At 62.5% G+C, this 24,681-nt stretch carries 17 protein-coding genes; 13 read left to right on the top strand and 4 right to left on the bottom strand.

Annotation, left to right across the window (positions count from 1 at the left end; genetic code table 11):
• Positions 1-66 precede the first annotated feature (66 nt).
• The 5 genes from porU (at position 67) to HHL22_RS13240 (ending at position 10,094) form a co-directional block, all read left to right on the top strand.
• Positions 67-4,182, top strand: a complete 4,116-nt coding sequence (gene porU / locus HHL22_RS13260) for a type IX secretion system sortase PorU (protein ID WP_169531839.1) — start codon at positions 67-69, stop codon at positions 4,180-4,182.
• Positions 4,183-4,291: 109 nt separating this feature from the next.
• Positions 4,292-5,518 (top strand): type IX secretion system outer membrane channel protein PorV, encoded by a 1,227-nt coding sequence (gene porV, locus HHL22_RS13255; RefSeq protein ID WP_169531838.1) that lies wholly within the window; start codon positions 4,292-4,294, stop codon positions 5,516-5,518.
• 284 nt (positions 5,519-5,802) lie between these two features.
• Positions 5,803-7,104, top strand: coding sequence for a M16 family metallopeptidase (locus HHL22_RS13250; protein WP_169531837.1), 1,302 nt, complete (start codon positions 5,803-5,805; stop codon positions 7,102-7,104).
• A gap of 136 nt (positions 7,105-7,240) precedes the next feature.
• Positions 7,241-8,551, top strand: a complete 1,311-nt coding sequence (locus tag HHL22_RS13245) for a HupE/UreJ family protein (protein ID WP_169531836.1) — start codon at positions 7,241-7,243, stop codon at positions 8,549-8,551.
• A 160-nt stretch (positions 8,552-8,711) separates the two neighbouring features.
• Positions 8,712-10,094 carry a DUF3500 domain-containing protein gene (locus HHL22_RS13240; RefSeq protein WP_169531835.1) on the top strand — a complete coding sequence of 461 codons (1,383 nt, stop codon included), beginning with the start codon at positions 8,712-8,714 and terminating at the stop codon, positions 10,092-10,094.
• 143 nt (positions 10,095-10,237) lie between these two features.
• Here HHL22_RS13240 and HHL22_RS13235 read toward each other — a convergent pair whose 3' ends face one another.
• Entirely contained in the window at positions 10,238-11,176 is a 939-nt protein-coding gene (locus tag HHL22_RS13235; RefSeq protein ID WP_169531834.1) for a hypothetical protein, read from the bottom strand.
• Between the two features lie 330 nt (positions 11,177-11,506).
• Here HHL22_RS13235 and HHL22_RS13230 point away from each other — a divergent pair, with 330 nt between their 5' ends.
• The 5 genes from HHL22_RS13230 (at position 11,507) to HHL22_RS13210 (ending at position 16,596) form a co-directional block, all read left to right on the top strand.
• Entirely contained in the window at positions 11,507-13,147 is a 1,641-nt protein-coding gene (locus tag HHL22_RS13230) for a rhomboid family intramembrane serine protease (RefSeq protein WP_169531833.1), read from the top strand.
• A gap of 6 nt (positions 13,148-13,153) precedes the next feature.
• The gene (locus HHL22_RS13225) at positions 13,154-14,215 is read left to right on the top strand and encodes a glycosyltransferase family protein (protein ID WP_169531832.1); all 1,062 of its coding nucleotides are present in this window, start codon (positions 13,154-13,156) and stop codon (positions 14,213-14,215) included.
• Between the two features lie 171 nt (positions 14,216-14,386).
• A complete protein-coding gene (gene eno / locus HHL22_RS13220) occupies positions 14,387-15,658 on the top strand; it encodes a phosphopyruvate hydratase (RefSeq protein WP_169531831.1) in 1,272 nt (423 codons plus the stop codon).
• A gap of 96 nt (positions 15,659-15,754) precedes the next feature.
• Positions 15,755-16,060, top strand: a complete 306-nt coding sequence (locus HHL22_RS13215; protein WP_169531830.1) for an FtsB family cell division protein — start codon at positions 15,755-15,757, stop codon at positions 16,058-16,060.
• A 158-nt stretch (positions 16,061-16,218) separates the two neighbouring features.
• Positions 16,219-16,596 carry a hypothetical protein gene (locus tag HHL22_RS13210; RefSeq protein ID WP_169531829.1) on the top strand — a complete coding sequence of 126 codons (378 nt, stop codon included), beginning with the start codon at positions 16,219-16,221 and terminating at the stop codon, positions 16,594-16,596.
• Here the strand turns inward: HHL22_RS13210 and HHL22_RS13205 are convergent.
• On the bottom strand, positions 16,593-16,940 hold the full coding sequence (locus HHL22_RS13205) for a nucleotide pyrophosphohydrolase (RefSeq protein WP_169531828.1): 348 nt from the start codon (positions 16,938-16,940) through the stop codon (positions 16,593-16,595). The two genes, HHL22_RS13210 and HHL22_RS13205, sit on opposite strands and share 4 nt — an antisense overlap.
• 177 nt (positions 16,941-17,117) lie before the next feature.
• Here HHL22_RS13205 and HHL22_RS13200 point away from each other — a divergent pair, with 177 nt between their 5' ends.
• The 3 genes from HHL22_RS13200 to HHL22_RS13190 all read left to right on the top strand — a co-directional run bounded on the left by HHL22_RS13200 (position 17,118) and on the right by HHL22_RS13190 (position 20,287).
• Positions 17,118-17,525 carry a hypothetical protein gene (locus HHL22_RS13200; protein ID WP_169531827.1) on the top strand — a complete coding sequence of 136 codons (408 nt, stop codon included), beginning with the start codon at positions 17,118-17,120 and terminating at the stop codon, positions 17,523-17,525.
• Between the two features lie 141 nt (positions 17,526-17,666).
• The gene (locus HHL22_RS13195; RefSeq protein ID WP_169531826.1) at positions 17,667-18,962 is read left to right on the top strand and encodes an AAA family ATPase; all 1,296 of its coding nucleotides are present in this window, start codon (positions 17,667-17,669) and stop codon (positions 18,960-18,962) included.
• A gap of 2 nt (positions 18,963-18,964) precedes the next feature.
• The gene (locus HHL22_RS13190; RefSeq protein ID WP_169531825.1) at positions 18,965-20,287 is read left to right on the top strand and encodes an McrC family protein; all 1,323 of its coding nucleotides are present in this window, start codon (positions 18,965-18,967) and stop codon (positions 20,285-20,287) included.
• 9 nt (positions 20,288-20,296) lie between these two features.
• Here the strand turns inward: HHL22_RS13190 and HHL22_RS13185 are convergent, their stop codons facing one another.
• On the bottom strand, positions 20,297-21,298 hold the full coding sequence (locus tag HHL22_RS13185; protein ID WP_169531824.1) for a hypothetical protein: 1,002 nt from the start codon (positions 21,296-21,298) through the stop codon (positions 20,297-20,299).
• Positions 21,288-24,680 carry a coiled-coil domain-containing protein gene (locus HHL22_RS13180; protein ID WP_169531823.1) on the bottom strand — a complete coding sequence of 1,131 codons (3,393 nt, stop codon included), beginning with the start codon at positions 24,678-24,680 and terminating at the stop codon, positions 21,288-21,290. Before HHL22_RS13180 ends, HHL22_RS13185 begins: the two co-directional genes overlap by 11 nt.
• Between the last annotated feature and the right edge of the window lies 1 nt (position 24,681).

Here is a 24,681-nt window from a genome sequence, read left to right as displayed (position 1 = left end):
CTGCTTAGTTAAGGAACTACTAGTGGCGGGCGCTGGTCTGGTCAGGTTCAGGTTATTGGTTTATCTATGCGACACTTTTTCTCGAAAGGGGGCCTAGGATTGGTGCTGCTGCTGAGCTGGCTGGCCCTGCCTGCGCGCGCCCAAACCAGCGGCACGCCGGTGGTGCCCGTTAGCCTGAGCTGGGGCGTTTACGCCAGCCTGCCGGGCCGCACGGCCGACGACGCGCCGCGCCGGGTACCCAGCTTTCGAGGAGCCTACCACGGCCCCGCCGAGGTGGTGGGCACCTACACCCTGCGCCTGCCCGGCGCGGTAGCCAGCGGCCAGCTGCAAGATGCCGTGTACGAGCCCTTTAGCGCGGCCGATGCCCAGCTGCTGGGCAGCGCCACCCTGCCCGCCGCGCCCGCCGTGCGCCTGCGCGCCGGCACCGAGGCCCGCCAGCCCGCCACCTACGTGCTGGTGCAGCCCGCCCGCCGCAACCCCCAAACCGGCCAGCCCGAGCGGCTGGTCTCGTTCAGCTACGCTTACCAGCCCGCGGCTACCCTAGGGGCCACGGCCCGCACCACGGCCGTGCACGTCTTCGCCAAAGCGTCGGTGCTGAGCAGCGGCGACTGGTACAAGCTGGGCGTGCCCCGCAGCGGGGTGTATAAGCTGGACCGCGCCGCGCTGCAAAGCCTGGGGCTGCCCGTGGCCAACCTCGACCCGCGCAAGGTGCAGCTGTTTGGCAACGCGGTGGGGCTGCTGCCCCAGGCCAACGCTGCCCCGCGCCCCGACGACCTAGTGGAAAACAACATCCTGTTTGTGGGCAACGCCGATGCCACCTTCGACGCGGGCGAGTACTTTCTCTTTTACGCCAAGGGGCCGCACACTTGGCGCGCCAGCCAGCCGGGCCGGGCCGCCCAAACCTACGCGCCGGGCCTGTACGGGCTGCTGGGCGAGGGCGGGCGCTTTAAGCACCTCAACAACATTTACTGCGACACGGCCTATTACTTCGTGCGGGTGGGCACGGCCGATGGGCGGCGCGTGGCGGCGGCCCCGGCCCCGGCGGCCCCGGCCAGCGGCAGCGCCATAACCACGTTTCTGGACCGGCGCTTCTACGAGCACGACCTGGTGAACGTGCTGCACTCGGGCCGCCGCTGGCTGGGCGAGCAGTTCAGCAATACGTCGGTGCTCACGCGCGAGGTTAGTTTTGGCGGCGAGGGCTACCCGGCGCTGGCCGACCTGGTGGCCGGCGACACGCTGCGCCTGACGGTGGCCGTGGCGGCGGTGGGCTCCCAAAACAGCACTTTTGGCGTGGCGCTCAACGGGACGGCCCTGGGCAGCCAGGGTGTGGCGGCCCTGCCCACGGCGGCGTTCTCGGCGGTGGCCAACAACAGCTTCCGCACCTACACCACCCTGCTGCCGGCCAGCCCCAGCGCCGACCCTAGGGTGACGCTCACCTTCAGTTCGTTTGACGCGGCGGCCACCGGCTACCTCGACTACCTGGAGCTGGTGGTGAAGCGCCAGCTGCGCCTGAGCGGTGACTACCTGGAGTTTAACTCGCTCAATTACCTGCGCGGGCCGCGCACGGCGGGCACCTTCACGGTGGCCAACGCCAGCGGGGCGCAGGTCTGGGAAGTTACCAACCCGCGCCGCCCGCTGCTGCGCACCCTCGACGGCAGCGGCAATTTTGTGGCACCCACCGACTCGCTGCGCGAGTACGTGGCCTTGCAGCCCAGCGGGGCATTTAGCACCCCTAGGCTTTTTGGCAAGGTGGCCAACCAGAACCTGCACGCCCTGAACAACGACGGCACCCTGGACTTGGTGATTGTGACGCACCCGCTGTTTGTGGCGGCGGCCAACCAGCTGGCCCAGCACCGGCGCGACTACAACGGCCTGAACGTGGCCGTGGTCACGACCCAGCAGGTGTACAACGAGTACAGCTCGGGCGGGCAGGACGTAACGGCCATCCGCGACCTGATGAAGCAGGTGTACGACCGCAACCCGAGCCCCACCACCCGCCGCCAGGCCCTGCTGCTGCTCGGCGACGCCTCGTTCGACTACAAGTCGTCGCCCCAGAACGATAAGAGCCAGGAGCCTACCTGGTGGGTGAACCGGGTGCCCTTCCACTCGACGGTCGACTTCGACCGGGCCAACCAGAACTACGTGCCCACCTACGAAAGCCGCGAGTCGTTTTTACCCGTGAGCGGCGCGCGCGACAACTACGAGGGCGAGAACAGCTACTCGTCGGAGGACTACTACGGGCTGCTCGACGACACGGAGGGCGAGTGGCTGGAAGCTTCCGGCCTGGCCACCTTCGAGAGCACCGACATCAGCGTGGGGCGCGTGCCGGTGCGCACGCCCCTCGGCAGCTTCACCGATGCCAGTCAGGCCAACGCGGTGGTGGCCAAGCTGATTGCCTACGACGGTACGGCCAGCTTTGGCAAGTGGCGTAACTATCTGGCCCTAAGCGCCGACGACGGCGACGGCAGCGCCTACGCCAGCGAGTCGGAAGCCATATTCGCGCCCACCCTGCAGGCGGCCGAGCCAGCCTACAACCTGCGCAAGGACTACCTCGATTTATTTCCGCAAGTCAGCGTGGCGGCGGGGCAGCGCTCGCCGGCGGCGGTGGCGGCCATCGATGAGTCGCTGGAGCAAGGCTCGCTGCTCTTTGGCTACACCGGGCACGGCGGCACCGGCGGCCTGGCCGACGAGCAGATTATCACCAAAGCCTCGCTGCTGGCTTTGCAAAACCAAAACCGCCTCACCTTCCTGGTCACCGGCACCTGCGACCTGAGCACCTACGACAACCCCGACCTGACCTCAGCCGGCGAGGCCGTGCTCACTGACAACCTCAGCGCTGGGGCGGTGGGCTTGTTCACCACCACGCGAGTGGTACTGTCAACGTTTAACACCGAGGTAGTCAACAACTTCTACGCGCAGCTGTTGCGGCGCAGCGCGGCCGGCAACCTGCCCACGCTGGGCTTTGCGGCCAGCACGGCCAAGAACTCGTCGCCCAGCGGCGACCTCAACAACCGCAACTACACCCTGCTGGCCGACCCCACCGGGCGCCTGGCCTACCCCGCCCAGCGCGTGGTGCTCGACTCGGTGAATGGCCGCCTGGTGCGCTCGCTCACGCTCAGCCTCGACACGCTGCAGGCCCTCGGCAAGGCGCGGCTGAGCGGCCACATCGAAAACCGGGGCGCACTGAACGGCAGCTTCAACGGCACGGCCAACATCACCATTTTCGACAAAGTCCAGAACGTGCTCACCCTGGGCGACCAGGGCGCGCCCCCCATCTCGGTAGCCACCCAAAACACGGTTATTTACGACGGGCAGGCCACGGTGCGTGCCGGGCGCTGGACCACCCAGCTGGTGGTGCCCAAAGACATTGCCTACAGCGTGGGGCCCGGCAAAATCAGCCTCTACGCCCAGGACCTGACCCAGAAAGTAGACGCCCAGGGCTACCAGCTGCTGCCCGTGGGCGGCGCCGCGCGCAAGGCCCCGGCCGACACCCGCCCCCCTAGGGTGCGCTTGTTCATTGCCACGTCCAGCACCCCCACCGATACCTCGTTCGTGTCGGGCGGCTCAGCTACGTCCAGCCCCCTGCTCATCGCGCGGCTCAAGGACGAGTCGGGCATCAACACCAGCAGCGCGGGCGTGGGCCACGACCTGACGGCCACCATCGACAACGACGCTAGCAAGGTGGTGGTAGTGAACGACAGCTACACGGCCGACGTGGACAACTTCCGGGCCGGCACCGTGCGCTACCTCTACAAGGACCTGGCCGCCGGCCCCCACACCCTGCGCCTCAAGGCCTGGGACACCTACAACAACTCGGCTGAGGGCAGCGTCGATTTCATCGTGGCCAGCAACGAGCAGCTAGCTTTGAGCCACGTGCTCAACTACCCCAACCCGTTCAGCAACATCACCACGTTCCACTTCGACCAGAACCGGCCCGGCCAGGCCATGGACGTGCAGGTGCAGATATTCACGGTGGCCGGGCGGCTGGTGAAAACCCTGCAAGCCAGCTTCCCCAGCAGCCCGGCCCACGTGCCGGCCAGCCTGCAGGATGCGCAGCTGAGCTGGGACGGCCGCGACGACTACCACGACCAGCTGGCGCGGGGCGTTTACATCTACCGCGTGAGCGTGCGCAGCGAAGGGCAGCTGGCTTCGAAATTCGAAAAGCTGGTGCTACTGAACTAAGTACCTGATTATCGGTTCAGTCTTTTTTTTACGGGCGGATACGCTTGACGTTACTTGCAACGTTTTGCGGGCGTCCATCCCTCTTAGCATTGCCCATACTTACACTTCTATGACCTTTTTTCGCTCGCTAGGCTTCGTGCCGGGTTTGATGCTGCTGGCAGCGCCGGCGGCCCTGGCGCAGTTAGCCACGCCCGAACTGCATACCATTACCACGGCCGTGCCCATCCTCACGCTCAGCCCCGATGCCCGTGGCGCGGCCCTAGGGGATGCCGGCGTGGCTACTTCGCCTGATGCCAACGCGGCGTTCTACAACCCCGGCAAGCTCGGGTTCGTGGACTATAAGTACGCCTTCTCGCCCTCCTACTCGCCCTGGCTGCGCCAGATTACCGACGACATGAGCTTGAGCCACCTAGCGGGCTACGGCAAGGTGGGCGAGCGCGGGGCGCTGGCGGGCTCGCTCACGTACTTCAGCCTGGGCCAGATTGACTACCGCACCGGCAATAACCTGCCCAACGGCTCCTTCAACCCCAAGGAGTACGCCGTGTCCGTGTCGTATGGCCAGAAGCTGGGCGAAAGCTTCGGGGTGGGCATCACGGCTCGCTACATCCGCTCGAACCTGGTGGGTAACTACTCGGGCAACGACGCGCAAGCCGGCAACTCCTTCGCCGCCGACCTAGGGGCCTACTACACCAAGGATGCCAGCATCGGCGCGGGCCTCTACAATCTGGCGTTTGGCCTGGCCATCAGCAACCTGGGCAACAAGATGGTGTACAACGACCCCAATAACCCCAGCTTCCTGCCCACGCAGCTGCGCCTGGGCACGGCCATCACCCGCGAAATCGACCAGTACAACAAGATTACGTTTGCCTTCGACGCCACCAAGCTGTTGGTGCCCTCGCCCTACTACGAGGACCCCTACAACCCCGCTAACACTACGCAGGCCCAGCGGGTGCAGCAAATCAACATCGAGCGCCAGCAGTCGGGCATCGTCACGGCCATCTTCGACTCGTTTCATGACGCGCCGGGCGGCTTCCACGGCGAGCTGCAGGAGATTAACCTGCACGGCGGCCTGGAGTACTGGTATAACAACATCATTGCCGGCCGGGTGGGCTACTTCTACGAGAATCCCCACACTGGTGCCCGCCAGTACCTGAGCTTCGGCCTGGGCGCGCGCCTCTCGGCGTTCGGCGTCGATGGCACCTACCTGGTGCCCAACTCGCAAGCCAACCCCCTGGCCCAAACCATCCGGGTATCACTGCATTTCAACCTCAACAAGCTGTCCGATGCCTTCGACGAGAAGGGCGCCGGCGGCACCCAGGGCACGCTGCCCAATTAGCCCCGCTTGCGCTAGTCAGCACCCGCCAGCCTTCATCAATCAGCTAAGCATCAAAATAATTTAGTAACTGTCCGTCAATTACTTACTTAGGTACTTGCGCTAAGTATAAAAAAGTACGCGGAGCTCGTTTCTTATAGGGAAGCGGGCTCCGCGTACTTTTATGCGGCATACCTACTTTATTTCCCGCCCTAGCCCCTGGTGCGTGCCCTAGGCTGCCCCGCCGGCCGGAACCTGCTCTGCCCTGCTACCGCTTTCTATCCTGCTATTAGAACAACTGCCTTCCCATGATACCCACTGCCCTCAACCGCCAACTTGCCCCACCCACCCAGCCGCTAGCCACCATCAGCCTGCCCCGCTCCGAGGTGAGCTACCTGCCCAACGGCGCCCGCCTGCACCTGCTACCCAATGCTGCCCAGCCCGTGCTGCGCCTGCAAGTGGTGGTGCCCGCTGGCAAGCACCACGAGTCGGCGCCGGGCCTGGCCCAGCTCACGGCCCGTATGCTCGGCGAGGGCACCGCCACCCGCACCGCCCGCCAGCTAGCTGATGAAGTAGCCTTCTTCGGGGCATCGCTGGAGTGCGAGGCGGGCCCCGACCGCGCCACGCTAACCCTCTACTGCCTGGCCCGCCACCTGCCCGCGCTGCTGCCGCTAGTGCAAGAGGTGCTGGCCGCCCCCACCTTTCCTGAGGCCGAGCTGAGCCAGATGCAAACCCGCATTGCGCAAAATATGCAGGTCGAGCGCCGCAAAACCAGTTTCCGCGCCACCGAGGAGTTCAACCGCCACCTGTTTGGCGAGGCCGACCCCTACGGCCGGCCCTTCGACGAAGCTGCCTTTGCGCGCCTCACGGTGGCCGACGTGCGCGCCTTCCACGCCGCGGCTTACCAGCCGGCCGGGGCCGAGATTTTCTTGAGTGGCGACGTGCAGGCTGGCGCTGCGGCCGTGGCCGAAGTGCTGGGCCGCCAGTGGCCCGCCGCCGCGGCCGTGGCCCTGCTGCCCACCGTGCCGGCGCCCGCTGCCGCCTACCCCACTGGGCTGGTAACGGTGCCGGTGGCGGGCAGCCTGCAAGCCAGCCTGCGCGTAGGCCGCCGCTGGCCCGCCCTCACCGATGCGCAAACGCCCGAACTGCTGCTGCTGGTGAAGGTGCTGGGCGGCTACTTCGGCTCGCGCCTGATGCGTAACATTCGGGAGAATAAGGGCTTTACCTACGGTATTCACGCCAGCGTGGTAGCCCGCGAGCAGGGGGCCGCCCTGGTCATCGGCACCGACGTGAATGGGGCGCAAGCCACCGCTACCCGCCACGAAATCAACTTAGAGCTACGCCGCCTGCAAGACGAGCTGCTGGGCGACGATGAGCTGGAAACCGTGAAAAACTACACCCTAGGCAAGCTGCTGGGCGAAACGGCCACCGTATTTGAGCAAGCCGACAAGTACCGCCACTTGGTGCTGCAAAACCTGCGCCCCGACCACTACGAGCGGCTAACCCAGCGCACCTTGGCCACTACCGCCGCCGAGCTGCAAGCCCTGGCTCGCACCTACCTCAACCCCGCCGACATGCTGACTGTGGTGGCCGGCGGCGCGGCCGAGTAGCCCGGCGCCACCGGAGCCCGGGGTGTCGCGCCTTTGCCTGGCTGGTGGCCCTATGGCTGACTGGTCGAGCCAAGACCGGCTTTTGGGCGATTGAAAAGCTTGATTATTGCGACCGCAGCGCACCTTGTGGCCGCTTATGAGAAAGCTGCGTCTCGTACTTACGCGCCTGCTGGGCTTGCTACTGATAGCCTTGCTGCTACTAGCCAGCCGCCCGGCTTCGGCCCACCCCATGCCTACTTCGCGAGTGCTGCTAGACTTGCAGGCGCAGGGCGTGGCGGCCGAGGTGCAGCTGCCCTTGAGCGAGTTGCAATTGGCCTTAGGTGATAAGCTGGACGTGCTAACGACCCCCGCCTACCTGGTGGAGCGCGCGGGGCCAGCGCTGCGCGCCTACCTGCTAGCCCATGTGCGCGCCACTACCCCCACCGGCCGGCCCTGGACGGTGGCCGTACGGGCGCTGGCCGTGGGCAGTGCCGAGCAAACCGCGACGGGCCCCTACCAGGAGCTAACCGCCCGGCTGTGGCTGCAGCCCCCGCCCAGCGCCAGCGCTCGCGAGTTTACGTTAGCCTACGATGCCATTATTCACCAGGTAGTTACTCACGCAGCGCTGGTAGCTATTCGGCAGGATTGGGACACTGGGGTGCTGGCCGAGCACCCGGTGGAAGTGGGTGCCATTAGGCTTAATGCGCGCGACAATTCCATCAATACCCTGACCATCGCGCCCGCGGCGGGCAGCCGCTGGCAGGGTTTCCGCACGCTGGTGGCCCTAGGGATGCAGCACATCGGCGAAGGCACCGACCATCTGCTGTTTTTGCTGGCCTTGCTGCTGCCAGCGCCACTGCTGGCGCGGAGTGGGCGCTGGGTGGGCTTTGGGGGCGTGCGCTACAGCCTGGGGCGGCTGCTGCGCATCGTCACGGCCTTCACCCTCGGGCACTCGTTCACGCTGCTGCTGGGAGCGCTGGGCTGGGTGCGCCTGCCGGGGCAGCCGGTTGAGGTGCTCATTGCAGTATCCATTCTAGTGTCGGCGGTGCACGCTTGGCGGCCGGTATTTGCGGGGCGCGAGGGATGGGTGGCGGGCGGCTTCGGGCTGGTGCACGGGCTGGCGTTTGCCAGCACCCTGGCCGGCCTGCACCTCGATGCCAGCCGCCTGGCACTTAGCATCCTAGGCTTCAATGTCGGCATCGAGCTGATGCAGCTGCTAGTAGTGGCCCTCACGGTGCCCTGGCTGCTGCTGCTCAGTCAAACGCCCGCCTACCCGGCTGTGCGTCGGGGCGGGGCCGTGCTAGCGGGCGCGGCCGCCCTGGCCTGGCTAGCCGAGCGCCTGACGAGCCAGCCCAACGCCGTGGCTACGCTGCTGAGCCAGGCTGTGCCCTACGCGCCCTGGCTGCTGGCACTGCTGGCCACGGCGGCCTTGCTGGTGCACTGGCGCGCCCGCCCGCGGCCAGCCTAGGGCCTTGCTTTTACGGCTGCGGTTAAGTTCGCCGAACGTCGATTACTTCTGCCAATCAGGCTATTATAGGCCTGGTGGCGCATTCCTTTTTTCTTACTTGGCGTAGCAAAAGCAAATCCTTTCTCGGGCATCTCTATCCCTCACTTTCACCCATTCAGGCATGAAAATCTTTACCAGCGTGGCGTCGGCCACGACGCTGCTGGCCATCACGGCCTTCACGCAGCCAGCAGCGGAGCAGTACCGGCCGGCGCTCCGGCCCGCCACCACCAAGGGCACGCGCGCCATTACGGGCACGCAGGACGCGGCGGCTGTAGTGGCGGCGGCTAACACCTTTCTTGCCACGCTTAGCTCTACGCAGGTAAGCACCCTGGAGCAGACCTTCAACTCCACCAACGTGGCGAAGTGGTCGAATTTGCCTTGCGGCTCGCAGTGCCGCATTGGCTTGCAGCTCAGCAACCTAACTACCGCCCAGCAAACGGCCGCGTTGGCCGTGGTGCAGGCGGCCACTGGCACCGTGGCGGGCGACGGCTACGACGAGATTCAGCAGATTCGGGCGGCCGACGATTACCTCAATGCCAATGGCGGGGGCTCGGGCTACGGCAGCGGCCTTTATTTCATTGCCTTCCTGGGCACGCCTTCCACTACTGGCACCTGGATGCTCCAATTTGGCGGGCACCACCTGGCTACTAATATTACCTATACCAACGGGGCGGTAGCCGGGGCCACGCCCAAGTTTGAGGGCGTCGAGCCGTTGAGCTTCACCTCCACGGGCGGCATCTACGCCAGCGGCACCACCGTGGCGCCGCTCACCAACGAGGCCGCCACCATGCTGGCGATGCTCAACGGCCTGACTTCGACGCAGAAAACTACGGCCAAGCTGAGTCAGTCGTTTAGCGACGTGCTGCTGGGCCCCAATACGGTAGAGGGTGGCGCTACCTCTTACCCGGCTACCAAGGTGGGCATCCAGTGCAGCCAGCTCAGCACCGACCAGCAGGCGCTGGTGATGGCTGCCATGCGTCCCTGGGTGCAAGACTCGGACGACGCCACAGCCGCCACCCTGCTCAACTACTACCAAACGCAGCTGGCTAATACCTACGTCTCCTACGCGGGCACGGGCAACCTCACCACCAACGGCGATTACGTGCGTATCGATGGGCCCAACGTCTGGATTGAGTTTGTGTGTCAGACGGGCGTGGTTTTCCGCAACAACATCCACTACCACAGCATCTGGCGCGACCGGGCCCGCGACTACGGCGGCAACTTCTACAACACTGTAACGGCCACCAAAGCCGCCGAGGCCGCCGCTGTCTTCAGCCTTTTCCCAAGCCCCATCCTCACTGGCAACGACCTGCAGCTGCGCCTAGCCACGGCTGGCACCGGCACCTACACCGTGCGCAATCTGCTGGGCCAAGCGCTGGCCACGGGCAGCATTAGCGGCAGCGCGGGCACGGTGCCCACCACCAATATGGTGCCCGGCGTGTACCTGCTCACGATTGAAACCCCCAGCAAAACCGCTGTTACCAGCCGCTTTGTGGTGCAGTAGCACCCCTAGGGCTAGCGCTCACGAAAAAAGAACGTCATGCTGAGCTTGTCGAAGCATCTCTACCGCACAACCTAGGCGGCCCAGTAGAGATGCTTCGACAAGCTCAGCATGACGTTCTTTTTTTATTTTTAACTACTTAATTCCTACCGACTCAGGTTCGGAATGCGGAACTGCAGGCCCAGCGAGGGCACGAAGGTGGCGCCGCTAAGCGAAGTGGTGCTGCCATCGACCAGCGTGTAGTCGCCGTAGTTCTGGTAATACACGCTGAGGGCGGGCACCACGTACACGTATTTATAGCCCAGCTTGACGTTCAGGAACAGGCCGTAGCTGGAGAAATTACGGCTCTGGCGCGGTAGGTCGGGCAGCACGCTGGTGCCGGCGCGGTTGTATAAGTTGCTGGGGTTGAAACCGTAGCTCACCCACGAGTGCCCATAGACCGCGCCGTAGCTGATGGCCCCTAGGGTTTCCTCCGGCCCAAACGACTGGCTGACGGTGAGCGGGATAAGGATGTCGCGGCGGCTAGCGTCGAGGCCCACCAGGTTATTCAGATTATTGAGAAACGGCAGGCTGGGCAGCCGGGCCCGCTGCAGGGCAAATTGCAGCCCCACGCTGGCGTAGGTGGTGCCGCCGGCCGCCCCGAGCTCGGGGTTCTCTACCGAGCCAGTAGGGCCCAGCAACTGATAGGCCGCGTCGAAGACGTGCGAGCCGAAGGCGTATTTGTAGCCCACGTCGAGGCGCGGCACCACGCCGTAGCGGATGCTGAGGTCGGCGGTGCTTTGCACGGGGTCGAGCAGGTAGGCCAGGGCCGCGCCCTGCACGTTGCTCACCAAGCCCGAGTAGCGCACAGTGTCGCCGCTGGCGGCGCGGGTGCCTAGGCTGCTGGCCGCCTCGCGCACGGCACTAGTAGCCTTGGACAGCGGCGCGGTGCCCACGTTAAAGCCTTGGTTGTAAGCCACCCGGAACTCGCCCTGCGGCGTAACCTTGCCCGAGGTAGTGATGCCCCTGGGGGCGGTGCAGGCCCCGGCCAATCCGAGCAGCCCTAGGGCCCCTAGGCGGACCGAAAAGGAGAAAGTGTAGCGCATATGCAGAAGAAAGGAGGTTGGCGCCGCCAATACGAAAACCGGGCCAGGAGTTGGGCGCCCGGCCAGTGCCGCCGCCCGATAGACCAACCAACCGCAAAACTCGGCCAGTCCCCGGCTTGGTATAGACAATCCTTCAAAGTTGGGGTAAAAATTCAGCTGGCCCCCATAGTGAGCAACCTAGCCGTCGGCCACCAGTCCTCCACCGGCCACAGCCAGCGCGGCCAGCGTCTCGGCAGGCGGCTGGCCGGCCTCGCTCGCCTGAAAGCTAGATGCCTTAGGCGCTCCAGCAGGCCGCTGGCGCAGTAGCTACTAGCCGCGTACTTTCGCCGCATGTTCTGGCAAAGCCTGCGGCTGAAGCTGCGTTATATTGGTTGGCCCTACCTGCGCGTGTGGGTCGTGTTCGTTGCCGTGGCGGCAGGGCTGCACGCCGCTCTGGCGTGGCTGCTGCCCACTACCGAGCCGCCCGAGTGGCTCTGGATTTGGGCTGGGCCGGGGGTGGGCTGCCTGCTACTGGTGCTGCTGCTATTGTGGCCGGGCTTCCGGCTGGTGCGCGACGGCCGCAACGGCTCTAACCTGGGCCAGCTGCTAGTGGTGGTGGCCGCCGCCACTCTGGCATTTGCCTGGGGTAGCCTAGCGTTTGGCCTACGGGCAGCGCTCAGCCCACTGCGGCCCGTGGCTACGCTTACCGAAGCCGCCGCGCTACCGGCCCGCTACTACCAGGTACGGCAGGTGAATCTCGACACCGCCCGTATTGGCGTGGAGCAGCGGGCCGAGGTAACGGGCCGCAACAACGAAACGCTAAGCCTAAGTGTGTACGTAGCCTGCCCAGCCGCGGCGGCAGGGCGGCCGGCTACCATACCTGCCTGGCTGGGCTGGCACTATTCGCGGGCCATTCAAAACCGGCTGCCCGACCAGCAAAAGGAGGCAGCCTACCGGGAGTTTTTGCAGTATTGCGCACGCCAGTTCGTTCGCGACCAGCAACGCCCCTTCACCTACCTTGAGCGCTGCCCCAACGATGGCAACCGGCGCGGGCTGCTGGCGGCCGCCAGCCGCAGCCCGCGCTACGCGGCCGGCACCCCGCCGCTACTGCTGCTGCCACGCTACGAACCCTTCGGCCAGGACACTCGCGAACCCAAGCAGTTTTTTAAGTGGTCGCAGCTCCTTGGCAATGGCGTGTTTCTGCTGCTACTGCTGGTGCTGCCCCTGCACCCCGAACGCCGGGCCCAGGTGCTGGCCGGGCAGCTCGACCGCTCGCACGGCTGGCTAACCGATTACGCCAAAGCCCTGTGGCCCCGGCCCGGCTATGTGCTCACGCCCTTGCTGCTCGATGCCAACCTGGTAGTGTTTCTGCTGATGGTAGCGAACACGGGCACCGGGCTGGGCAGCTTCGATGGCCCCACGCTGCTGGCCTGGGGCGGCGACTATGGGCCGGCCGTGGCGGCGGGCCAATGGTGGCGCCTACTCAGCAGCGTGTTTGTGCACGCCAACTTACTGCACCTCGGCAACAACCTCGTGCTGCTGGGGCTCTTGGGCTGGCAACTCGAACTGGCCCTAGGCTGGCTGCGCCCGCTGGTGGTGTACGCAGTGGCGGGCCTAGGCGCTAGTCTGCTCAGCATCTGGTGGCACCCCGCCACCATCGGCATTGGGGCCTCGGGGGCGTTGTTTGGCTGGATGGGGCTGGCCCTCACGCTATACTGGCGCCCGCAGGCTACGCCGCTGCTCAAAACTATGCTGCGCACGGTGGTGCTGGCCACGGGCGTGGTGAGCCTGCTGCTGGGCTTCGCCATTCCGGGCGTCGACAATGCCGCGCACTTGGGCGGCTTGGCCGTGGGCGCACTGGCTGGCCTGGTGCTGTGGCCCTGGCTGCGGCCGGCCCTGGTGCAGCACGCAGCCGCCCTGGCCGCCGCCAACGAGGCTGCTTCCGCCACCTTAGCGCTCAACGAGCACGAGCATCATTCACCTATCGCTTAATTTTTTATGCAAATTCTCTACGGCGTGCCGGGCGAGGGCCTAGGGCACGCCACGCGCAGCAAAGTGGTCATTGCCTGGCTGCTCGAGCAGGGCCACGACGTGCGCGTGGTCAGCAGCTCGCGCGCCTTTACGCTGCTCGACCAGACGTTTCCCGGCCGGGTGCTCGAAATTAAGGGCTTCCACCTAGCTTACAAGAAGCTCACCGTGTCGAAGTCGCGCACCATCGGCCTGACGCTGCGCACGGCGCCCGAGGCGCTGCAAACCAACTTCCGGCAGTACCGGCAGCTGCTGCGCGGCTTCCGGCCCCAGGTGGTGATTTCCGATTTCGAGTCGTTCAGCTACTTCTACGCCAAGCTGTTGCGGGTGCCCGTCATCAGCCTCGACAACATGCAGATTATCGTGCGCGCCCAGCTCGACGTGGCCGTGCCGCCGGCCGAGCGCGAGCACTACGACCTGGCCCGCAGCATTGTGCGCCTCAAGCTCCCTAGGGCCCAGCACTACCTGGTAACCACCTTTTTCGAGCTGCCACTCAAGGCTCGCTACGCCACGCGCACCACGCTGGTGCCCAGCATCATCCGGCCCGAGATTCAGGCTGCCCGGCCCACCAAGGGCGACTACGTGCTGGTGTACCAAACGGCCACCACCCAAACCGACCTAGTAGATATCCTGCGGCAGCTGCCCGACACCGAGTTTCGGGTGTACGGCTTCAATAAAGACGAACACCACGGCAACGTGCTGCTGCGCCCCTTCTCCGAGGCTGGCTTCATTGCCGAGCTGGCGGGGGCCAGGGCGGTGCTCACCAACGGCGGCTTCTCGCTGATTTCGGAGGCCGTGTATTTGCACAAGCCGGTGTGCGCGGTGCCCATTCCGGCGCAGTTTGAGCAGTGGCTGAACGCGGCCGAAATTGAAAAGCGCGGCTACGGCCGCCGCCTGGCCGCCATGGAAACCGCTGGCATCGGTGCCTTTCTGACCAAACTGCCGCAGTACGAGGCCGCCCTGGCCAGCTACCAGCAGCGCGGCAACGAGGTACTGTTTGCGCGGTTAGCCGAGCTGCTAGCCGAGGTGTGAATAGAGTAGATTACAGATTGTCAAGAAAAACGTCATGCTGAGCTTGCCGAAGCATCTCTACCGAGCGATACCCTAGGGGCGTGGGAGAGATGCTTCGGCAAGCTCAGCATGACGTTCTTTCATTACGCCCACGCCCTACATTTGCACCACTCATCTTTCCTGAGAACTACCATGAGCTACATCGCAGCCATTCATGCCCGCCAGATTTTTGATTCGCGCGGCAATCCGACCGTTGAAGTTGACGTGACCACCGACTCGGGCACCGTGGGCCGCGCCGCCGTGCCGAGCGGCGCCAGCACCGGCGTGCACGAGGCCGTAGAGCTGCGCGACGGCGACAAGAGCATGTACCAGGGCAAGGGCGTGCTCAAGGCCGTGGAGAACGTGAACACCAAGATTGCCGAAGAGCTGGTGGGCTTCTCGGTGTACGAGCAGACGCTGATTGACAAAATTATGCGTGAGCTGGACGGCACCCCCAACAAGGGTAACCTAGGGGCCAACGCCATCCTAGGCGTGAGCCTGGCCGCCGCCCGCGCCGCCGCCCAGGAGCTGGGCCAGCCGCTGTACCGCTACGTGGGCGGCGTAGGGGCCAACACCCTGCCCGTGCCCATGATGAATATCTTGAACGGCGGCTCGCACGCCGACAACAAGATTGACTTTCAAGAATTTATGGTAATGCCCGTGGGCGCCAGCTCGTTTAGCGAGGCGCTGCGCTGGGGCACCGACATCTTCCACACCCTCAAAAACGTGTTGAAGAAGAAGGGCCTGAGCACCAACGTGGGCGACGAAGGCGGCTTTGCCCCCGACATCCAAAGCAACGAGGAGGCCATTCAGCTGGTGCTGCAAGCCATCGAGCAGGCCGGCTACAAGCCCGGCGAGCAGGTGATGATTGCCCTCGACCCGGCCGCGTCGGAGTTCTACGAGGATGGCATGTACCACTTCAAGAAAAGCACCGGCGATAAGCTCACTAGCGAGCAAATGGTGAGCTACTGGCTGGACTGGGCCAATAAGTACCCCATCGTGAGCATCGAAGACGGCCTGGCCGAAGACGACTGGGCGGGCTGGAAGAGCATCACCGACCAGGGCGGCAAGAAGCTGCAGCTGGTGGGCGACGACCTGTTCGTGACCAACGTAGACCGCCTGCAAAAGGGCATTGACGAGCACGTGGCCAACGCCATCCTCATCAAGGTAAACCAGATTGGCACCCTTACCGAAACCATCGCCGCCGTGAACCTGGGCCGCCGCAACGGCTACAAGTCCATTATGAGCCACCGCTCGGGCGAAACCGAGGATTCGACCATCGCCGACCTGGCCGTGGCCCTGAACACCGGCCAGATTAAGACTGGCTCGGCTTCGCGCTCCGACCGCATGGCCAAGTACAACCAGCTGCTCCGCATCGAGGAAGAGCTGGGCGAAACCGCCTACTTCCCCGGCAAGAAATTCTAATTCTGCTGGTTGAAAGCTAAAAAAGGCGGTCGTGCTCAGTTGAGTATGACCGCCTTTTTTATGCTTACTTTTGAAGCAGTTCACTAGGCAGTCCCGATGCAATTTCTCAGCCCCATCTTCCGCGTCGCGCGCAATTTTTACTTCCTCACGGGCCTAGGGTTCGTGGTGTGGATGACCGTGTTCGACGCCAACGACGTGAGCAAGCAGTACGACATGTACCGCAAGTGGCGCGAGCTGCAGGGCGAGAAAGCCTATTACGAAGCCAACATTGAGAGCGTGAAGAAGGACCGCGCCGAGCTGCTCAGCTCGCCAGCGCTGCTCGAGAAATTTGCCCGCGAAAAGTACCTTATGAAGCGTCCCGGCGAGGACGTCTTCGTGCTGGTGCCGAAAGAAGAGGACTAATCTATTCCTTTTCGCAACTTCCTCAGGAAAGGCCGTTCTGCTGGGCAGAGCGGCCTTTTTAGGTATAGCATCTCTTCTCCTTCCGCCTTATGGCTATTATCCATCTTGCTAATCGTCTGGTCGCTTTAGGGTTGCCTGGCGCCATTCCTCTGCTAGCTATGCTGGCCTTGGGTGCCCAGGCGCCCGCGCCTACCCAGCCCCAAATGGCCCGGCGCTTTCTGCTCGACGTGTTGCGGGCCGACTACCCGGCTGCCTACCAGCGCCTGGCCCCCGACGTGAAAAGCAAACTACCGCTAGCAGCTTTCATCCGAGCCGCCCGGCCGCTGACGCAGCTAGGCAGGCGGCGCGGCCAGGCCATCGAACTCTACAAGCTGGGCACCTGGCTGGGCGCACCCAGCACGCACGAGCCGTGGTTTTATTGCTTCTCTTTCGCGCAGGACTCGCTGCTAAAATCGCCGAAAGTATTGCTGGAAGTCACCTTCCGCGACACCGCGACACGGCAGGTATTGGGCTTTCGGCTGCGCGGGCAACCCTAGGCAGCGGGACCGGCGGGCGGCGCCAGCTTAGGGTTGTCGCGGTGGCGGGTGGCATCGCGCTGAGTCTTTTTGGCCAGGTTGCGGGCCAGGGCCTCGGTGAGGTCGGTGCCGGTTTGGTTGGCCAGGCAAATGAGCACGAATAGCACGTCGGCCAGCTCGTCGCCCAGTTCGCGGCCCTCGTCCGATTTCTTAAACGACTGCTCGCCGTACTGCCGGGCAATGAGGCGGGCCACCTCCCCCACCTCTTCGGTGAGAATGGCCATGTTGGTGAGCTCGCTGAAATAGCGCACGCCAGTAGTTTTAATCCACTCATCGACGGTGGCTTGGGCTTGGGCTAGGGTCACGATAAAAGCATTTAACGGGACTATAAGTATAGGATACTGGCAGCCTATTATCTATATGCCTTGGTATTCTATAACGAAACACAGATGACTATTACGCTTGACAAACTGACGTAATGACTTGGATGAGACAGTACTTATTATTGCGCTTCTACATCCTCATGAATCAACATAATAATTGTGAATCAAAACATTGCTTATTTACTAGGTGCCTACTGGCACGACAACAATCCCCGGGACCAGACCGCCCGCTTCGTGCAAAACGGCATTTGGGAAAACGGTTATGAAGTAGAATACCTGGATTTGGTGAAATCAATTGCCGTCGGCAACCCGGTTTTTATTAAATCACTGTTCTATCATAATGGTCTCAAAACCTCAGTTTTGCGCCTCAAGGCAAAAGGCGTGGTAACGGCAAACCAAGGTGACGGACGGCACCTAGCGGTTGATTGGGATACGAAATTTGAGGAAACGGATTTGGCAGAGAATAAAACGCCGGGCGTGGGTCGTTACTGGGATACGGTGGAGCGCGTAACCGAACCTTCGCATTTAGCTGCGCTTCTTGGCTTTGCCTCGGAAGAAGCCCCATGAGCAAATTTTCCCCTCAATCAAATTCTCTACGGCCCGCCCGGCACGGGCAAAACCTTCACAACTCCGGCCCTCACGCTGGCTATCCTGACGGGCAAAAGCTTAGCTGATACTAACGGCCATTACGGCACCAATCAGAAAGCTTTGCAGCAGGCACTAGCCGGTTACCGGGAGCAAGGCCAGACGGAGTTTGTTACTTTCCACCAAGCCTTTGGCTACGAAGATTTTGTCGAAGGCATCAAGCCTTATGAGAAAGAGAATGACCAGCTGGGCTACCGCATCGAAGATGGAGTATTCAAACGCATGTGCCGGCAAGCTAGGCAGGCGTGGCTGGCGGCAGTGAGCGGCCAGCCGGCCCCGGTAGCCCTACAACTAGTGGCGGCCGACTTTGACGAGCTGTACGAGCGCTTTGCAGAAGACCTGCGGATGCGGCTTCAACAAGGCAGCCCTCCGCAGCTGACTACCCGGCAAGGAATGCCGGTGGAAGTAACGGCCGTTGATACTGATGGCACCCTGACGTTGATTCATCTCAACAGCGCGCAGTTTAAGCACCGGGTTGCGCCTAAGTGGATTCGGCAGATTTACGACACCTATGCTTCAATCGATGAGATTAAAAAAGTATATGAGGAGCTACGCCGGCTAGGTGGCCCTAATGCCTCGCTGCAATGGGCGATATTCAACGCGCTCAAACTGTTTGAGCAGCAGGCCGCCGCACTAGTTGCCGAAACTTTCAATACGATTCCGCAGGCCATTGACATTCCGCGTTTTGTCTTGGTGATTGACGAAATCAACCGCGGTAACGTCGCCAACATCTTTGGCGAACTGATAACGCTGCTAGAAACTGATAAGCGGGCGGGTGAGGACAATGAGCTGACCGTTACGCTGCCTTATTCCAAGCAGTCTTTTTCCATCCCGCCCAACCTCTACCTGCTCGGCACCATGAACACCGCCGACCGCTCGATAGAAGCCCTCGACACGGCCCTGCGCCGCCGCTTCAGCTTCACCGAGATGCTACCCGATGCGCAGGTGCTGCGCGACCACGTAGGCGACCACGGCGTAATTGGCGAGGGCGACGACGCGGTGGATGTGGCCCGCCTCCTGGAAGCGCTCAACAGCCGGCTGGAGCAGCTGCTCGACCGCGACCACTGCCTGGGCCACGCCCTATTGCTGCGGGTGCAGACCCTGGACGAGCTGCGCGAAGCCTTCCGGCGCAATATTTTGCCGCTGCTGCAAGAGTATTTCTTCGGCGACTGGGGCAAAATCGGGTTGGTGCTGGGCGAGGCGTTTGTACAGGTGAGCGGGCTGGGCTCGGCGGGGCGCTACCCGCTGGCCAAGTTCAAGGGCTACGACGCGGCCGGCCTGCGCGAGCGCCCGGTGTACCGCCTGGCCGACGTGGCTAGCCTGCCGGCCGCGGCTTTCCAGGCCATTTACGCAGGGTAGCGATGGCGGGCCTCATCCGGGTGCTGGAGCACAGCCTTCTACCCATTGGCTACTGGCAAAACGGGGCCGAGTTCACCGAGGCGCACTGGCAGCAGCTGCTGCGCTACCACGACACCGGTGCGGGCCGGCGCTACTACGACATCCGGCACCGCGGCATCCGCTTCAAACACTACGTGGGCGTGCTGCAAGCCGGCGACCTCACCATCGAGGTGCTGCCCAAGGCCGACGCGGTGCCCGGCGCCACCCCTACCCCCCACGAGCCGTTCGACCGCTGGCGCACCCTGCTGCTGCAGATGCTGGCCGAAGCCGGCCTGTTACCCGTTGACTCGTTCAACACGGCCCAGTTGCACGAGCGCGAAAACAGCCTGCTCGACCTCTACCTAGCCTTGTTTCTGACGGAGGTAGAGGCCCTGCTGCACCGGGGCCTGGTGAAGCGCTACCGGCAGCGCGAGGGCCAGGTGAAAGCCTTGAAAGGCAGCCTACTTTTCGGCCCGCACCTGGTCCGCAACGTGGTGCACCAGGAGCGCTTCTACACCCGCCACCAGACCTACGACCGCGACCACCTGCTCCACCGCCTGCTGCGGCAGGCCCTAGGGCTGCTGCCTACCCTCACGGCTACGCCCAGCCTGCGTGGCCGGGCCGCCCGCGCCCTGCTGGCCTGGCCCGACACCGAGCCGCTGCGCCCCACGGCGGCCCATTTTGCCCGCCTGCGCTACGACCGCAAAACGGTCCCCTACCGCCCAGCCCTGCGCATCGCCCGCCTGCTGCTGCTGCGCCTCAGCCCCGACGTGCGTAGCGGCCCGCAGGAGCTGATTGCGCTATTTTTCAACATGAACCGCGTGTGGGAAGCCTATCTGCTGCGCACCTTGCAGCGCCTAGCCCCGCCCGGCTGGACGGTGAGCAAGCCGCCCAAAGTAGTATTTTGGCAGGCCGAAAACGGCCAGCAAAGCCGAATGCAGCCCGATATAGTGCTTGAGCACCCTACCCACGGCTGCCTCGTACTCGATGCCAAGTGGAAGCGCCCCACCAGCCGCCACGCCGAAACCGACCTGCGCCAGCTTTTTGCCTACGCCCACCATTTCGGAGCCACACAGGTGCGACTGCTGTACCCGCAGGCCGGGCAGGGCGCGGCCGTGGAGGGCGAGTTTACCCGGCCGCTATTCACGGACGCAGGCGGGCAGGTAATTCGGGGCGAAGTTTCCTATATTCGAGTGGGGCAAGGAGAACTGCTGAGCGCGGACGGAGTGGCAATTGACACGGACCCGGTTACCGGCTATCTAAGGTGCTCGGTTGAAGACGACTTGCTGAACTGGACACAAACCTGATACGCTTGATTAAATAGCAGTATTTGCTACTCCGTTGGCATTGAGCAAGGCTATAAACTCGCTGCTTTCTTCTTCTATCCACTCATTTTTTGCTATCAAATTAGCAATCAATTGCTGCTGTTCCGGCGAGAAAACGTCTTTTGCCAAAGCATCCGGCTCCAAGTCATCGTCCCATAGCCGGGGACTCCACTGGCTGAAATGGTCGGCTGAATGCACGGCCTTGCGCTCAGCGCCTGCTACTGGCGTGAGAAGTTGAATCTGCCGTCCCTGGCGCCGATACCCGGCCGCGATAGTCCGAAAAATAGTGAGGCCGGCATAGTCCCAATCGCAGGCATAATAGAGGGAGATATCTGCTGCTGGCACGAAATATTTTTCGAGTTTACCCACGTTGCGGCCGCCGGCGTTCAGTAGCTCCACGCCGGCCCGCTGCGCTTTGGCGGGCTGCTTTAGGTACGACTCGTTCTCGCACAGCACTATCACCTGGGCCCGAAACGCCCCCGTCTTGTAAACCGCCGTCTGGGAAATATGGTCTGATACCGGCATCGCCTGTAGTCCCAAGAGCTTGAGCGCATCACGATACAACATTGGATTCTTTTTGAGCACTTTGCTACCGCCCATGTATTGGCTGCTGATATCTTGCCGACTGAGCTCGGAGCGCGAAATGAGCAGGGCGTTATTGAATAGCCCGGCCAGCCCTTGCAGCTGGGCCAGCGTGTGGTTCAGATAGCTGGTATTTAGCTGGTGCTTCACCAAAAACTGCTCTGCCTGCGCATAGTCGACAGCGATGTCGTTGTCGAATTCATCATCGAATCCTGAACCCGCTACCTTGAGCAGAATCTGCTGATTACGCGGCTTACGCACGATTAGGTGACGGGCCAGCAAGTCTTGCACGTACGCGTTGCCGCGTAATACTTGCAGTTTCGTTTGGCCCTGATTGCGCAACTCGTGTAATGCCCGCATGGTGCGCCAGGTGAATTCCTTGTTGAGAAGCAATGCATTCTTAATCACCATTGGCAAAGAGATTATCGGAGGGTAGCATAGGCAGAGCCGCCGGCACCAACTTTTGCTGAAGATTAAGCATCATGGGGTGCAAGTTTAGCAAGGTATTAGGGTCGGGGTCGAAAGCCAGAAAATACAGCCGGTGTTCAGCGCTGGCGGTTTCAATCATGGGACCGACCGACAGCGAAATCACCTGGTATTTTTCTTCGTGGGCCAGGGCTAGCAGCGCCTTGTAATTGCTGCCCAGCCCGTGCGCCTCGTCCACGGGAATCAGCCGGATGCCGGGGCGCTTGCTGCCGCCGCCAATCACCGAGAGACGCGCAATATTGAGCAGCGCGGCGGCCATAAACGTCTGCCCGGTGCTACCGTGATTAATCCGCCCGCTCGCCGATTTCATGTCGAAGCTCAGGTCCAGGTAAGACTTGGGGTTGAGCAGGTCGGTGTCCCTGGCATTCTGCACCTTGCCGCCGCTACTCAGGTAGGCCTTGCGCATGAGTTCCTGCATGCTTTCCAGGCTGCTCAGCTGCGCGAAGAGGCTGGAGTTGCCAGCGGCCCGCTCGCTGAGCAGCTGGCCAAAAACACCAATCCAGCCAATGGGATACTCGTCCGACAGCACCAGGTCCAGCTTAGGGCTGAAACCGCCAGTAATCTGCGCGTTTTTGGCCAGGAAATACCGTTTGATTTTTTTCGCTTCTTCAATATATTCGTCGAAAGCCTCCCGCACCCGCTCGAATACGCCCCGCAACAGCTGGATTTTCAAACCGGCAATCTGATTGTTCGCCTCGTTGATGTTTTGCAGGCGTGCCTCAATCAAACCCAGCGCCTCTTCCGACTCCACAAAGCCGTGAACTACATCGGGCAGCACTTCCTGGATGAGCAATGACAGCGCATCGTCGTAGCTCAGCCGCTCTCGGTCAGCATCCGTCAGGTAGCGCCCCATTATTGTATCAAACTCCTTGCGGTACGCCGCTACTGCATCTTTATACTCTTTTTCGTCGGGTTCCTCGCTTGCTGCTGGCGCGCTGGCTGGGGGCGCTGGCGCGGCCTGCCCGGTTGCTTTTTCATAAGTAGCAGTAGCGGCTTGGCTTGCAGATAGTTGCGTATCGCGTAGCAGCCGGGCGGCATCTTCGTCCTTCCGCAGCCCCTCGACCAGCGTACGCTGGGTGCCTACTGCGGCACTCAACTCAGCAATATCCGCACGCAGCGATGCCAATTTTAATTCACCGAGTGGCAGCTGCTCGGCCCCGATAGTATGCTCGCGCATCCAGCCAGCTAATTTCTGTTCGGTACTTGCGTTAGCTTGCTGCGCCGCCGTGTCTTTTTCGGTCAACGCTCGCTCATCTTTGCCGCTAAGCCTGACCGCTATGTCGTTCAATTTGCTACTAATGATACCCTGCTGAATTTGCGCTTCCATGCAGGCTTCGTTCGCCTTTTGCGCTGCCGCTTCGGCTTCCTCATGGGTGGCGCGCACGTCGGCATCGGCCGCATACAGCTCCAACTGCCCATCAAAAACACTGCTATCGGGCAACAGCCCGGCCCCTACTGCTTGGCTCAGCGCGACACGCTGACTTACCAGTTCAACGGCCTGCTGCCAGCCCGCCACTTTTTGCAGAGCGGCGTACACAGCTTCCTCCTGTTGCAGGCGGGCTTGTAATGCCTTCAGGTTGTGCTGAGCGGCTTCCTGCCGCTTAGCAAAAAGCCGAGTAATACGGTAAGCATCGGCATCGGTGAAGGCACAGTTGACTAGGGCTAGGCGGGGCACCCATACACGCACGCCCTGCAAATGCAGCCAAAACCCGGACTTCTCTCCTTCAATCAACTGCAAGGGATGCGCAAACAGCTCATCGGGGCCGTGCAGGTAGTGCGCCGCTTCAGACTCTACCCGGCGCAATTCAGCAAAGCGGCCGAAATGTGTCAGAATGCTTTCCTCTTCCAGCGTCAAGGCTCGCTTGCGCTCGAAGGCCCAGCGCGCCAGCGAATCGGGATTGGTTAAGTCAGTAAAGACGTGGCCGCGCAGGCCTTCGGCCACCTGCTCGCGCAAGGTGGCTATGGCGTGCTCTGCGGCGCGAGCCGTGGTCCAGTTGGTGTTTTCAAAAGTCGTCGTCAGCTTATCCGCCGCCAGCTGCTCATCCAGCCGCCTTACCAGCTCGTAGTCCCACCGGGTTTGCTGGTGTCGTCGTTGCGCCACCCGCAGCTCGGCGAGGTTGCCGTGCGTGCGCAGCCAGCTCGTTACTTGTGCTACTGCTTCTCGGTATTGCCGGGCTTTGTCGGCTGCCGGGCGCAATTCCTGCTGCTTTTGCTGAGCGGCTGATTCGGTTTGCTTCCATTTCTGCTGCTTGTCCGACAGTTTTTTCTGCTCTTCAACTAACCTCAGATAATCAGTCAGCTCTTTTCGTACGGATTCAAGTTGCTGCTGACTAGCGGCTCGTTCCAGCTGCAATAGCTTGGTCTGCCCAGTCACCGTAGCCCTCGCTGCCGTTGCAAGCGCGGCGGCGGCCCGCAGCTCCTCGCCCTGCTGGTAAATAACCCGAGCCAACAACAAGGCTTCTTCGGCCTTGCGGGCCGCCTGACGGCGCTCGTGCAGCCCCCGAAACCGCGTCAGCTTATCGGTTATGTCCGCGATGAGGCTCGTGTTGCGCTGATGGTCGGCCAGCTGCTGGCTGATTTCGCCGATACGCTTCTGGTAGTTGTCCCAGATAGCCTTTTTGGCTTCCTCGCCAAAAAGAAAATTCTTTAAATCGTCTTTCGTTTTGTGCTGGTCCAAATCGCCGCTACGCGAAAACGACCGGATTATTTTCGCGTAGTTCCGCAGCACTCCCGGCTGATTCACGTCCAGCGGTAAAATCTCGTTATCGTACAGAATGCGGTGATAATCGCTCAGCCGGTCAAAAAATCGGAGCGTTACCCGTTCGTTCGACCGCATGTGTGCTTCGGCATCGGCCCGCGGCAACACCAGGCCCCCCGCTGACAAAAAATCCTGGTAGCCGAGGGGCCGTTTCAACGGCTCCAATTGGCCGGCGAAGCTGATACCCTGCTGCACGATGAAGGGCGTAACCACCCGAGCGGCCGCCGCCAAGTAGCAGCCTATCACCACAAAACGGCTTTCCTGCACTTCTACTGTTAGGAAAGCATAGCCTAGGCCTTTGCCGCCGGCCACGGCATCATCCAGCACCAGGCCTTCGGGTGGGCGGTTGCCCTTGGCGTGCGTAGCCGATTTATACTCGCCCGCTCCCACAAAAATCAATTGCAGCAAATCGGCTATCATGCTTTTGCCTACACCGCTTTCGCCGGCAAAGCTGGTGCACCAGGGATTGAGCTGGTAGTCGAAGCTGCCGTGGTAGATGAGGTTCAGCGTGGAAAGCCGATATAAGCGGGGATAGTAGGGGGTCGGCATG

This window comes from Hymenobacter polaris, assembly GCF_012927305.1.
GTDB lineage: Bacteria > Bacteroidota > Bacteroidia > Cytophagales > Hymenobacteraceae > Hymenobacter > Hymenobacter polaris.
Note: the sequence above shows the minus strand (reverse complement) of the source record. Positions and strands in the feature narration are given on the sequence as shown.